The following is a 13224-nucleotide window of genomic DNA, read 5'->3' as shown; positions in this document are numbered from 1 at the left end:
TAATGGCAAGGGAAAGACAAGACGTCGCCACATTGGGCTCTGGTTGGGACAACAAGACGCTGCTGCACTACGCCTTGGCAGTTCGCGAACTGGACAAGTTACCCATTACCGACCACAACAGCTGGAAGTTTCTGGGGGCCATCCACGGTTTCGATCAGGACTTGTGGATTCAGCGTGAGCTCATCAACCACGGCGACCCTGTTCCAGAGGCGCTGCTCGATAATACCTATGGCAATCAGTGCCAGCACGGCAGCTGGTATTTCGTTTCATGGCACCGCGGCTATCTGTTCTCATTCGAAGCCATCGTAGCTGCGAAGGTGAAGGAGTTGACCGGTGAGGACTGGGCCCTGCCGTACTGGAACTACTTCAACCCCGATGACCCGCAGGCACGCGATCTGCCAGCCGCGTTCCTGCTGGACACCTTGCCGGACGGCTCCCCCAACCCGTTGAAAAAATACCCGCGCCGGCCCGGCCTGACCAGGCTGGAACCAGGCCCTACCGATGCGTTCAGCCTGGATGCCATGAAAGAAACCGACTTCACCGTAGACGGCGGCATCGGTTTCGGGGGTGGCGTCTCAGGTGATTTCGTTCAGTTTGGCGGCTGGACAGGCGACCTGGAACGCAACCCGCACAACACCGTGCACCGCCTGATCGGCGGTAACTACGGGTTTATGGCTGACCCGCTTCTGGCTGGCCTGGACCCGATCTTCTGGCTGCACCATTGCAACGTCGACCGTCTTTGGGAAGCCTGGATGAGCACGTCGGGCAAGCATATGGTGGATGACCCGCAGTGGCTGAACGGCCCGCTTGACCGGGTTTTCATCGTGCCGCAAACAGGCAGCGCCGAGACCGGCCTGACATTCACCAGCCGCGATACACTCCCGGAGGGCAGCCTGCACCGCCCATACGACAATTTGACCATCGGCACCGGTGTAACACCAGGAGTGCGAGGCGTGAGGCGAGTCAGCATGGGTTCACCCGATCAGCAAAGCGTTGTACCTATCGGTGCCAACGCCTCAGTGGTCACTGTGGGCGCTGCCCCGGTAGTCACCCATGTCGATCTCGACCCCGCCAGTACCCGCGCCGGCGTTGCAGCGCTGGGCGCCAGCACAGCGGGTGAGGAAGTTACCCGGCTTTATCTGCGGCTCGAATCAGTCCGTGGCAAAGCGCCCTCGCCGCTGCTTGAGGTGTATGTCAACCTGCCCGCCGGCGCGGCCCCTGCAAACCACCCTGAACTTCACGCCGGCAGCCTCACGCTGTTCGGCCTGAACGTAGCGTCCAGAACTGACTCGGGCCATGGCGGCAACGGCCTGGGTTATACGCTCGACATTACCGACCTGGCCGAGCGACTGAAAGCCAGTGGTAGCTTCGACCCTGCACACCTGCAGGTAACCCTGGTACCTGGCGAGCAGATCTCGGCCAGCACGCCGGTGACAGTCGAGCGGATCAGTGTGGTCAAACGCACGGGCATCGTGAGCTGATAACAGGCATGGCCAAACCGGGTTCGATACTGCGCGGTTTCACTCGGGCACCTTGGCCGTTGCTGTTCGCAACGGCCGGGGTCGGCCTGGTTTTTTGCATCTACAACAATGGGCACGCGGCTTACGCGGCGTTCTGCATCAGCACTGAGGGGCTGGGCGTAGCTGCACTCTGGTTCAGCGCCATACGGGCGGAACTGGTCATGACCCCGTTGCATGACGTGCTGGGCAGTTGGGCGCTTATGCTGGTTGCGATGATGCCGCCCTTGCTGGCGATGCCACTCATGCATGTATGGCGCTCTAGCCTGCCGCGCCGGCGCGTGCGTGCGCTGTTCGGTTTTTTACTGAGCTACAGCACCCTGTGGATGGCCGCCGGGCTGGTGCTCAGCGCAGTTGCGCTGCTGCTGTCGCTGGTCTTCCCGGACAGCGCCCTCGGCCTGAGCGTATTGCTGGCCTTGGTCTGGTCTGCCAGCCCGTGGCACCGGGCAGCGCTTAACCGGGGGCACCGGCTGCAACGTATTGGCCTGTTCGGGTGGAAGGCAGACCGGGACTGCCTGTATTTTGGCCTGAGCCACGGGGTGTGGTGCATCGGCGCATGCTGGGCCTGGATGATGGTGCCGCTGCTGGTCCACCAAGGGCACATTCCCGTCATGCTGCTGGCCGGCGCCATCATGCTGGTCGAACGCCTGGCTGCGGGCGAGCGGCCAAGCTGGCGCGTGCCGTTGATCGTCAAGGTGCTGGGTTTTGGCAGGCTATCGACCTCTGCCGTAGAAGCCCTCAGCAGTAAGCGCCACTGAAACCTGGTAAATCACCTCCTTGGTTTTTTTCGTGACATAGACGTTACACAGAAGCTTCTCTGCGCTATCTGGAGGAATGACTGAAATTGGACGCCCGCCATTGGTGTTCAAATCCAATGGCGCAGAGGTGAGTTCGCCGGACCGAATGGCGGCGACTACGCCTTTTCTCAGGTCATCGCGTCGAATATTTTTCTTTCGCGCGGCGTTCTGGACCGTAAGCTTCAACGCAATCAACGCACCAGAAATTTCCAGCACACACATCCTGTCAATTTCAGCATCTATGTTTTTTCCGATACCCGCAGTTTTCAACCGAATACCGTTGATTTGCCGAGTCGACATGGGTTCAGGGTAATACTTGTACCCGCCCATATTGGACGGAGGGCCGTCTGCGGCATAGCTGTATGCAATGCTTTCGTTAAAAGCAGCTCTGACTGACTTGGGGTAGAACTTTTCCAGATAGCCCTTTACGTAGGCCTCTGAGTACCAGCGTTTGGCGATGGCTACCCTGTTTTTGTCATAGCCGGCCAAGGCTGCCGGAACCACGGCCAAGCAAAGAACAAGACCCGCACAGGCTCTGAATATCATCTGAAATCCTTTCAACATGCTCACCCGCCCTGATGACGGGTGTTGGCATACTACTGCAAGATTCTTCGCGGGCAACCCAACACCACAGTGTGCGCAACGTCACGTTCCGGAAGACGCTAGCACATGCGTACTATTCTCACCACGGCAAGCACTTGCCGATACTCCCAGCGCTAATCCGTTGCACATATGGAATGCCATTGCCCCCAAAGCTGGCAGCCACTTGCGTGGCATCTAATGGAGTATCTGGAGTCGCCATGAATCCCCTTTTCAGACTGTCCCCACTCACGTTCGCGATCACGCTTGCCCTGCTGCCAAGCGCCCACGCAGCGGACTACATCCTCAATAGCGCAGAGGACACTTTCAGCAGCGACCGCGCCTACGACGGCACGGTGTCGCTACGCCCCAGCGATGGCATCCCCGCCAGCCTGACCATCAACAATGGCGCCGAACTCACCAGCAAAGGTGGGCGGATCGGTGGGTCGCAGACCAACAACGAAGCCAGTACGGCCATGGCCACGGTCTCGGTCCAGGGCCCCGGTTCACGCTGGGTGGTACCGCGCACCACTGCCGTGCTGGGCAATACCATTGTCGTCGGCGGCGCTGGCCAGGGCACGCTTAACGTACTCGACGGCGGGCAAGTGTTGGTGCGCGACCTTCAGTTGAGCGACAACGGCAACACAGGCAATGCCCTGTCCCGGGCAAACCTGGTGGTCAGCGGCGCCGGTTCGAAAGTAGATGCCGTGAACGTCACCGCCGGTGGCACGTTCCTTTACGATTCGCGCATCACACTGAAAGATGGCGGGCAACTTGCCAGCGAACGCGTGGCCATCAATTCGATCAGCGACCTGTCCGGGGCCAACACGCGCTGGGACAACACCGGCACGTTCCGCAACCGCAACGACCTCAGCCTGAGCAATGGCGCGGTGCTGACCAGCGATTCGATGGAGCTGGGTTCGGCCAACCTTGGCCGCAACACCGTGGTGAGCGTATCCGGCGAAGGCACGCGCCTGGCAACGCGCGCACTGACCTTGGGTACGACCACCAACAGCACCAACCTGGTGTTGGCCAACGGCGCCGAGCTGAGCAGCACCGACGGTATCGACATCAGCGTGCTGACCAGCATCAACTCCGCCGCACGTGGCACCCTCAGCATCGGTGGCGGCGTGGTGAGGGACGACAGCCGCACCGATATCGATGCCCTCACCGCCAGCTCCGCACAGGCTGCCGGCCGCCTCGACCCGCAAACGGCCGTCCGCTTCGGTGCCGGCAGCGGCGCGCTGGCCTTCAACCACACCGATGGCGACCTGAACCTGAGCAACAGCATCAGCGGAGCGGGCCGGGTGTATTCTTTCAGCGGTAACACCACCCTGAGCGGCGACCTTACCGGGATGTCTGGCAGCACCGTAGTGCGTGGCGGGCGCCTGGTGCTTGCCGGCGACGTCGACCAGACCAACCCCCGTGGCACCTCGCTGCTGAGCATCGGTAACGGCACGCTGGTGGTCAACGGCACCGTCGGCCATACCGACAGCACCGGTAACTACAGCAACCGCGCTCAGGTACTGGACGGCGGTGTGCTGGCCGGTGTCGGCCAGGTCGGCAGCACCCAGGTTGCCTCGGGCGGTACCCTGTCGCCGGGTGAAGGCGCGCTGGGCACCCTGTCGATCAACGGCGACCTGGAGATGGCAGCCGGCTCGCGTTACGCCGCCGATATCGCAGGGGATGGCGGCTCGGACCGCGTCAACGTCAGCGGCACCGCGACCCTGCGTGGCACGCGGGTCGATGTCACCACCCTCAACGACGCGCAAAGCTACCAGACCGGGCAAACCTACACACTGCTGGCCGCCCAGGGCGGTGTGGTGGACGGCGCTGCGGCAGGTACTGCCTATGCCGAGGCTTTCACCAACTCGGCGTTTCTCAACGTCAGCCTGCAGCGCACGGCCAATGAGCTGAACCTGACCATTGCGCAGAAGACCACGCCACCTGTTGAGCCGCCGGTGGAACCACCTGTAGAGCCACCCGTTGAGCCACCGGTCGAGCCGCCTGTCGAACCACCGGTAGAGCCACCCGTACAGCCTCCGGTAGAGCCACCGGTTGAGCCGCCCGTACAGCCACCTGTCGAGCCACCCGTTCAGCCCCCGGTACAACCACCGGTGCAGCCGCCAGAAACGGGCGGGCCAGGCACCCCAGGCATCTTCCAGACCGTGGCACTTACTGAAAACCAGTGGAACACCGCAGGCGCGCTAAGCGTACTGCAGCAAAGCGGCGAACCCCTGCGCCTGTACAACAACTTGCTGGTGCTGGATGCCGACAGCGCCCGCGATGCCATCGACCAGCTCTCCGGCGACTACCACGCCAGCACCGGCACCGCGCTGATCGCCAACAGCCAGGTGGTGTCCGGCGTGCTGGGCACCCGCCTGCGCGACCTGTTCGACAGCAGCAGAGTGCGCATGCCACTGGGTGCGTCGAACCTGATGCCAACCACCCCTGAAGCGCAGGGCGGCGCCTGGGCGCAAACCTTCGGTAACTGGTCGAAACTGGACGGCAATAACGGCTCTAGCGGTTTGCACCAGCGCACCGGCGGTGTGCTGATCGGTGCCGACGGCAGCATCAACCCGGACTGGCGGGCCGGCGTGTACGGCGGCTACAGCCGCACCAAGTTCGACGCCGACGACCGCGATGCCAAGGGCCACAGCGACAACTACCACCTGGGCCTGTACACCGGCGCCCAGCTTGATGCCCTGCGCCTGAGCGCGGATGTCGGCTACACCTGGCACAAGCTGGACAGCAAACGCAACGTGGCCTTTGCCGGGTTCAACGACCATCTGAAGGGCAAGCGCGACGCCAACACCCTGCAGGCCAGTGGCGAAGCGGCTTACCGCATCGGCCTGGGCGCGGTGGCGCTGGAGCCGTTCGTGGGCGTGTCGTACGTGAAGTACGACGCCGACAGCTTCCATGAAAAAGGCGATGCCGCAGCGCTGGGCGTGTCCAGCGAGAAGCAGGACACCTGGTTCTCGACCGTGGGCATGCGCGCCTCGACGCGCACCCGCGTGGCCGACCACGACACTCAGTTCTACGGCTCGCTGGGCTGGCGCCGCGCCTATGGGGATCTGGACCCAAGCAGCACCCAGGCGTTTGCAGGGGGGCCGGACTTCGCGGTGCAGGGCATCGCCCAGACGCGTAACGTGGCAATGACCGAAGTGGGCGCGAAAGTACAACTGAACCGCCAGACTGAAGTGGGGCTGTCGTACCAGGGCCAGTTTGGTTCAGATGCCCGCTTCCACTCGGTGAATGCGGGGGTTACGGTGCGCTTCTAAGCCTCTTATCCGGGCCTGATGCTGGATGCCAGCAGAAGGCCCGGACCGGGTTCAAGCCGAAGCTACCTGTGCCCCAGGCCAGGTCACAGCCTGCGCTACGATCACATCTTTGCCATTGAACGTGAGTGCAGGCCCGCCATGAAGTTGGTACCCCAGCTTCAAGGCATCACTGACCCTATGGCAAAAAGAAGCGTCATCGGGGCCCGTTAGCACCCGGTAAATCGGCATTCCATCCGGTGGTTGAGGCATCTGTTCGTTCCTTGCTGAAAAAGGTGTGTATTCCCAGAATACTGTTTACGGCCGGGGCACGGCTACGCGCCAAGCTGGCAAATTGGTTATCCTGCCCGGCAGGCCACCTTCCAGTGGCCACCTAAAACAATAAATCCTGCCTTGCCCCCGGGGAGTAGCAGCATGGAATTCTGGCCATTACGCCCTTCCACTACCCACTTCCACCTGCCCATCGAGCAAACCGCCACCCTGCTTTCCCGCAGCCGCGAAAGCCACGGCAAGCTGCTGGCCGCCGACATGCTGAAACTGGTCAGCGCCCAGGTGCCCTTGGCCCAATGCACCCTCTTCGCCTACGGCCCCAACCGCAGCCCGCAGATCATTTCCTTCGCCGACCGCGCACGCATGCTTGAGCTGCCCAGAATCTCCAGCAACTACGCCGAACGCTTCTACAGCATGGACGGCAACCAACAGGCGATGACCGAGCGCCCTGCACTGCCCGCAGCCGACCGCATCATGGTGCAACGCCAAGGCATCGAAGACATTGCTCACCGCGACTACCGCCGCATCTGCTACGAGCTGCCGCAAATCACCGAACGTGTCGCCTTGCTGACCCAGTGCGAGGGCAACCGCTGGCTATCGGTGAATTTATACCGAGGCCGTGAACACGGCCGCTTCTCTGCCAACGAAATCAATGTCATCGAAACAGCCGCCCCGCTGATCGTACAACTCTCCCGACTGCACTACCGCGCCTACCTCGAAGCAAATGAAATGCCGGCCCTGCTCAGTGAACGGGTTATCAGCCTGTACCCGGAACTGACCCGGCGCGACCGCGAGCTACTGCAACTGATGCTGGCCGGCTGCGAGGTCGAGGCCATCAGCGCGGGCATGGGCATTCAGCTGTCGAGTGCGGCCACGTACATCAAACGGCTGTATCGCAAGCTGGGGATTTCCGGCCAACGCGAGTTGTTGGCGTTGGCGACTCAGCGCAAGGGGGCGAGACAGGTTCACTGACAGCAAGCTCGGTCCAAATGCTGCTGAACCTCGGGCACAGGCGTGGCGATGAACAACTCGCAAGTGTTCGGCGACGAGGCTGGAAGCAGATTTGCTATGATCCCGCGCTCATACTCACCAAGCTATTTGCAGCGTACTGGAAGACCCGATGAACAAATTGATCCTGCCTGTTGCCATCTTCTTTAGCGTGCTCATTACGGGGACGATAGCCGAGCATTACGGCCTGGAAGGTAGCTGGAAAATCGGCCTCCTTTGCCTGGTGGCGTTTGTCGTGCAAATCATCGTTGCCCGCTTCCAGCGCTACCAACGGCAGAAAGCCCAGCGCTAACAAGCCACTGCACCGATGTTTGCTGAACAGGCTGCAGAGGCCACGCTACTCAAGTCACGGAAGACGACCATGCAGTTACGCACGATGACCCACAACGATTGCCACAGCGCCAGTGCCCTGTGCCTGGAGGCATTCATGTTGGCGGTAGCGCCATCACTGTCGCCCCAAGGCGTGGAAACGTTCAGCAAGGTAGCAGCACCGCAGGCCTTCGCCGAACGAATGACCGGCGACAACTTGATGCTGGTGTGCGTTGTAGAGGGATCCCTGACTGGGCTGATCGAACTCAAGGAAGGGAGCCACGTGGCCATGCTGTTCGTTGCGCCGGGTTGGCAACGCCAGGGTATCGGCAAGTACCTGGTAGACGCTGCGCTGCAGCAGGCCAGGGGCAATGTGGTGACAGTCAGAGCGTCGTTGTCGTCGGTGGCAGCTTATCAACGCTACGGATTTGCGCTGGCGGGGGAAGTGGGCGAGTTCGCCGGGCTGGTCTATCAGCCGATGGAGAAGCGGTTGATCGATTGAAGCGGGGCCATCGACACTGCGCTACCACTGTGCGTACATCAACCCCGCCCTTGCTAAAAAATACTCAGCAGCCAGCGCAAACAGACCCAACGTTAGCGTTGTTTTTCAGAACTTGAAACGCTGGTCGAACACCGTCTGATCACCCACCGTCACTGTGCATTGGCGGGCCACTTCAACCGGCAGCATCGGGCCCAGCAACGGATACATCGCCTTGTAGAACACTTCATCGCAAGCGACGTCCTTCACGAAGGGCTGGGCGTGGCCGGCTGCGTCGGCGGTAATACGGCAACCTGTCACCAACTCAGGGGGCAACTCGCTCAATGTCAACTTGCTACCGTGGAGCTTCTGTATATCGACTATCCCGTCGCAGGCGACTCTCGTCTCGCCTTCCTTGAGGGTTTTGGTGTAATCAACCCGCTTGAAGCCGGTACCTGTGAACAACGCCTGATCGTTGACCGTGACTCGGTAGTCGGAAGGCTTGAGAACGATGGATTTGATGCAGAACTCGGTGGTAACAGGCTTCCCATTCACCTGCACTGTTTCCGTTTTGCAGCCAGGGCTGGCCTGGGCAAAAGGATCGGGCGAACTGGCACAACCGGCCAGTGACAGTAAACACGCACCCAACAGCATTTTTTTCATGTGACTTCCTGTGCTCAACGTAAAGCCTCCTGGGGGCGACTTCGGGAACCGCTCAATTCAGTTAGTAGGCTGGCACAAGGCGCAGCGTTCACTGGCAAAGCAGTGCGTAATTGAGCGAACGCATGGGTTAAAGTTCCTTGCTTGCACGCCCTGTCATTTCGCTAAACGACCGCATCATGGCGAAACGGGATGGCATCGAAATTATCGCTCAGCATCAAACTGACGCTGCCCTGCCAATTCGCAAATCCTCCGCACCGACAGCATCCGGCCAAGCAGTGCCAGCGACGGCTCACGAACACCGCTGTTTCAGCGGTATTTAGCCGTTGTGCGACAACAGACTGAAGAAAAAATCAGGCCTTCTGGCGAATCTGAAGATTTTCATTCACAAGTGAAGAAAATGGCTAAGGCAGCGGATCGAATCAAAGAAAAACGCGGTGCCCTCATTCCGCTGCTCGATCCGCAGCAGGGTTGCCAGGTGTTCGCCACAAGATAAGCAGCGCCTGTGAGATCGAGCGCCGCCCGCGCGGCGCATCGCGAGCTGCGCTCGCTCCCACGTTTGTTTCTGGCCAATTTAGCCTGTGATATTTGTGCGCGAACCCTTGGCGCATGTCTCGATACCGCGCCGTATGAACCAGGCGGTCGCGCGCGCCTGTGACAGGCGTTACTGGCCAGAAACAAACGTGGGAGCGAGCGCAGCTCGCGATGCGCCGCGCGGGCGGCGCTCGATCTCACAGGCGCTGCATATCTTATGGCAAACACCTGTAAGCCCTGATGCGATCCCTGTGGGAGCTGGCTTGCCTGCGATCGGCGGCGCAGCCGTCGTAAAATCAGTATCCACGGTGTAGCAGGCAACTCACGGACTCAGGATTTACGACGGCTGCGCCGCCGATCGCAGGCAAGCCAGCTCCCACAGTGATTGGTACTGGGCCAGCGACAGCGACTAGATCCTTGTAGCTGCGCCAATCAGCTTTGGCGCACTCCTTACCAGCGCATGTGCAGGTGCAGGCTCACGGCCGCATCAGCGGCTCGATACCGATCCTGAACGCCTGTCTGCCCACTGAGTAAATTATTTGTCAGTTTTATGTAAATTATTTTACACATTTTATTCCAAATGCTTCTTATTTGCGTTAACGTCCCGCCTCGATTTCAACCCTACCGATCGACAAGGACTGTTACGCAATGCTGCCATGCCCTCCTTCCGCCCGCGCCCTGCTCACCGTTGGATTGCTTGCCGCGGCTGCAGCCCATGCCGAGGAACCCCTCGAGCTCGAGCCGCTTCCCGCCACAGAACTGCAAGCCTCATTCGTCACCGCCACAGGGCGCGGTACGGATGTACGAGATGCGCCAGCCAGTGTCAGCGTCATCACGCGGGAAGAGATCGAACGCCAGCCTGTCTACGACCTCAACACCCTCCTGCGCCGCATCCCCGGGGTGACAGGCGGTTACGGCCCGGTGGGCGAGCAGTCGAAGATCAAGCTACGAGGCCTTGACGACAAATACACCTTGATATTGGTGGACGGGAAACGCATCGGTAGCTCCGCCGACACTAATTACCGCCGTGATCTGGGTCGCCAGGACATCAACTGGATCTCGCCGAACATGATTGAGCGGATCGAAATCGTGCGCGGGCCGATGTCTTCGCTGTATGGCTCAGACGCCATGGGCGGCGTCATCAATATCATTACCCGCAAGGTATCCCGTGAGTGGAGTGGGTCGCTCAACGTAAACACCACGATGCCGGAAGACTCCGACCGTGGGCAGACCAACCAAACCAGCGTCAACTTGTCTGGCCCTGTCACTAACGCCATCGGCCTGCGCCTGGGCGCCAATGTCACCCGACGCGCTGCCGACGAGGCCACCCCTCGCCTCGACGCAATGGGTGACTTCGTTTACAACGACGGCGCCGGCGGCGCCAAAGACCACAGCGTCAACGCTTTGCTCAATTGGCAAATCAATGACAACCATGAATTGTCCTTCGAGGCCATCCACGGCGTGGAGCGTTCGTGGTCGTCAAAGAAAACGTTCGGTGACTGGGGGGATACCGTAGGTGAAGCGTTCGGCGCCGGGCGCCTGACGCGCGACAGTTTCGTGGTCTCTCACCATGGCGACTGGGGCTTTGGGACCTCGCGTATCGACGCTTACTTGAATAAATTCGACAATGACATTGGCGAGGGCAAGGCCAACTCGGAAGAAAAAATTGTCGAAGGCAGCCTGAATATCCCGTTCGAACTGTTGGTCAACCAGCGCCTGACCGTGGGCGGCCAGTGGAAACGAGAACAGCTGACCAACACTGACACGCTGGGCACGGTGCCCGTGGATTACCAAGGTGCGGCAGTGGGAGGGTCGGACCTTGAAGGTGACTATTCCGCGCTGTTCGTCGAGGATGAATTGTTCCTGCTCGATAACCTGTCGCTGACACTGGGCAATCGCTTCGACCACAGCGATGAATACGGCAACCACAATAGCCCACGCGCTTATGTGGTCTATCACCCTCACCCAGACTGGACAGTACGCGGTGGAGTATCGCGCGGGTTCCGGGCCCCCAGCTTGAAAGAAGGCAGTGCGGGCGCAGCGACCAACTCTGGCGGTCGCGGCTGTACCTCTCTGCGCCCGCTTGGCTACGTTACCGGTAGTTGCTGGATGGCAGGCAACCCGAACCTGCGCCCGGAAATCAGTACCAACAAGGAAATCGGCGTTTCGTTCGACCACGACGGCTGGGAGGCCAGCCTCACCTACTTCCATACCGACTTCAAAGACAAAATTGAATATGCACCTCTGGGGTACTTCGAGGGCCGCTGGTGGACCATGCTGGAGAATGCGGACAAAGCCCGCACCCGCGGCTGGGAAGGCAGCACCAAGGTGCCGTTGTGGGAGAATGCCAGCTGGCGCACCAACGCAACCTACATGCTCGAAAGCCGCAACCTGTCGACCGGTGAAGACCTGATCAGTTCGCCGAAGCTCTCGTTGTTCAGCGCCATTGATTGGCAGATCAGCGACCGGATCGGTACCGAGCTTTCGGCTCAGCATGTGGGCAAGCAACGCGGACTAGGCACAGACTTCGTCAAGTCTTACACCACCTATGATCTGACCGGAAACTGGGCGGCCACCAACTGGTTAACCGTGAACGCTGGCGTGCAGAACTTGCTGGATGAAGACCCGCGTGATGACTCGACCACCTTTTACGTGCCCGGTCGGGCGTATTTTGTTGGGGTAACCACCTACTTTTAAGTTGAGCGAACCGCAACTGCGCTCACCTGAATGTACAGTTGAGCGCGCATGCTCATGAAGAAAGCTCGGGCCGCCTTCAACCGCTGTTATCAGGGCTTCATCAGCGGCTCGATGCCAATCCATTTCTTCACCGGGTGATAACACAGCTGCAGGGGCGGAATTTCCACCTTTCGCCCCTGAACCTGCAGGCTACCCAGGTTGATCGCCCATTTGGAATCGGCATTCAGCTTGTCCGTCTGGAAGATCACATACGCCGAGCCATAGCGCTTGTTGTTGGTGAGCTTGGGAATCATCCGGTGCACTTCGTCGCTGTTGATGTCGTACGGCGATGGCCTGGCAGCCCGCTCAGTCACAGACGGATAGTCGTAGATGTCGTTGAGGCCCACATACACCTCAGGCCGCGCATTCCGGCGCGAGCCGTCTTCGAAGGTGATGTAGGCCTGGTGGCTGTCGTACAGCACCGGGATCGGCGGCTCGCCACGTTTGGAGGCCGTCGATGGGCGCTGGCGGTCCTTGTTGTAGGCGATCAACTGCACGAAGAATTCCGGTCGCGGGTACTGCTCGCCCGGGTACTGCACGTGCAGGCCTTGCTCGTAGCGCTTTTCACCCCATTGAGCCGCGTGGTCGTAGAGGTAGGTTTCCAGGTAGAGGGTGGTTTCGCCCTGCGGGCCTGGCACATTGAACTGGAACTCGGATTCGCAGAGGTCCGCGTAGGCGGCGCGTTCGCGTTTCCAGGGGATACAGGCGGTTAGTGAGGCTGTGGCCAGCAACAGCAGGAGAGAGATGGCGCGCTTGAGGTTGAACCTGCCTTGGTCTGGATGCGATTGGGGGAGTTTCGGGAGCTGGGGGGCGGAAGTCCATGGTGACCGTTTGACATCATCGGGACATGGCTGGATACAGGGATGGGTGGGTGGTTCGCTTTTTGAGAGGTTTGAAGGATTGGCCGAGCGGCGAACGATGCAGAATTCGACGGCAAACGCGGGGGAAGAATCAGAAAAAAGAACTTCCTTGTAGGGCATTTCCCAAAGATACTCCCTGCACCTGATTTCCGTTGCACATGGTCAACGTGGGTTCTAGTCTCGGCTGGTCGCTGCCAA

The 13224-nt window shown here is 60.3% G+C and carries 11 protein-coding genes; 7 read left to right on the top strand and 4 right to left on the bottom strand.

The window, feature by feature from the left end; all coding sequences use genetic code 11:
• The first annotated feature begins 2 nt into the window (after positions 1-2).
• Both P0Y58_13000 and P0Y58_12995 read left to right on the top strand, forming a co-directional pair.
• Entirely contained in the window at positions 3-1481 is a 1479-nt protein-coding gene (locus P0Y58_13000; GenBank protein ID WEK33056.1) for a tyrosinase family protein, read from the top strand.
• Positions 1482-1489: 8 nt separating this feature from the next.
• Positions 1490-2275 carry a DUF2182 domain-containing protein gene (locus P0Y58_12995; protein WEK33055.1) on the top strand — a complete coding sequence of 262 codons (786 nt, stop codon included), beginning with the start codon at positions 1490-1492 and terminating at the stop codon, positions 2273-2275.
• On the opposite strand, the gene P0Y58_12990 is transcribed toward P0Y58_12995, so the two are convergent.
• Positions 2231-2878, bottom strand: a complete 648-nt coding sequence (locus tag P0Y58_12990) for a hypothetical protein (protein WEK33054.1) — start codon at positions 2876-2878, stop codon at positions 2231-2233. The genes P0Y58_12995 and P0Y58_12990 overlap by 45 nt on opposite strands.
• A gap of 236 nt (positions 2879-3114) precedes the next feature.
• On the opposite strand from P0Y58_12990, the gene P0Y58_12985 reads away from it, so the two are divergent.
• Positions 3115-6174, top strand: coding sequence for an autotransporter domain-containing protein (locus P0Y58_12985; protein WEK33053.1), 3060 nt, complete (start codon positions 3115-3117; stop codon positions 6172-6174).
• Between the two features lie 51 nt (positions 6175-6225).
• Here the strand turns inward: P0Y58_12985 and P0Y58_12980 are convergent, their stop codons facing one another.
• Positions 6226-6423 carry a DUF1737 domain-containing protein gene (locus tag P0Y58_12980; protein ID WEK33052.1) on the bottom strand — a complete coding sequence of 66 codons (198 nt, stop codon included), beginning with the start codon at positions 6421-6423 and terminating at the stop codon, positions 6226-6228.
• A gap of 162 nt (positions 6424-6585) precedes the next feature.
• Between P0Y58_12980 and P0Y58_12975 the strand changes: the two genes are divergently transcribed.
• The 3 genes from P0Y58_12975 (at position 6586) to P0Y58_12965 (ending at position 8260) form a co-directional block, all read left to right on the top strand.
• Positions 6586-7413, top strand: coding sequence for a helix-turn-helix transcriptional regulator (locus P0Y58_12975; protein ID WEK33051.1), 828 nt, complete (start codon positions 6586-6588; stop codon positions 7411-7413).
• 148 nt (positions 7414-7561) lie between these two features.
• On the top strand, positions 7562-7741 hold the full coding sequence (locus tag P0Y58_12970; protein WEK33050.1) for a hypothetical protein: 180 nt from the start codon (positions 7562-7564) through the stop codon (positions 7739-7741).
• 69 nt (positions 7742-7810) lie between these two features.
• The gene (locus P0Y58_12965; protein ID WEK33049.1) at positions 7811-8260 is read left to right on the top strand and encodes a GNAT family N-acetyltransferase; all 450 of its coding nucleotides are present in this window, start codon (positions 7811-7813) and stop codon (positions 8258-8260) included.
• Positions 8261-8365: 105 nt separating this feature from the next.
• Here P0Y58_12965 and P0Y58_12960 read toward each other — a convergent pair whose 3' ends face one another.
• Complete coding sequence (locus P0Y58_12960; protein ID WEK33048.1) at positions 8366-8899, bottom strand: hypothetical protein; 534 nt, start codon at positions 8897-8899, stop codon at positions 8366-8368.
• 1179 nt (positions 8900-10078) lie between these two features.
• Between P0Y58_12960 and P0Y58_12955 the strand changes: the two genes are divergently transcribed.
• A complete protein-coding gene (locus P0Y58_12955) occupies positions 10079-12127 on the top strand; it encodes a TonB-dependent receptor (protein ID WEK33047.1) in 2049 nt (682 codons plus the stop codon).
• A gap of 89 nt (positions 12128-12216) precedes the next feature.
• Here P0Y58_12955 and P0Y58_12950 read toward each other — a convergent pair whose 3' ends face one another.
• The gene (locus tag P0Y58_12950; GenBank protein ID WEK33046.1) at positions 12217-13146 is read right to left on the bottom strand and encodes a hypothetical protein; all 930 of its coding nucleotides are present in this window, start codon (positions 13144-13146) and stop codon (positions 12217-12219) included.
• Positions 13147-13224: the final 78 nt, after the last annotated feature.

It is taken from the genome of Candidatus Pseudomonas phytovorans, assembly GCA_029202525.1.
GTDB lineage: Bacteria > Pseudomonadota > Gammaproteobacteria > Pseudomonadales > Pseudomonadaceae > Aquipseudomonas > Aquipseudomonas phytovorans.
This window is presented reverse-complemented; position numbering and strand designations above follow the sequence as displayed.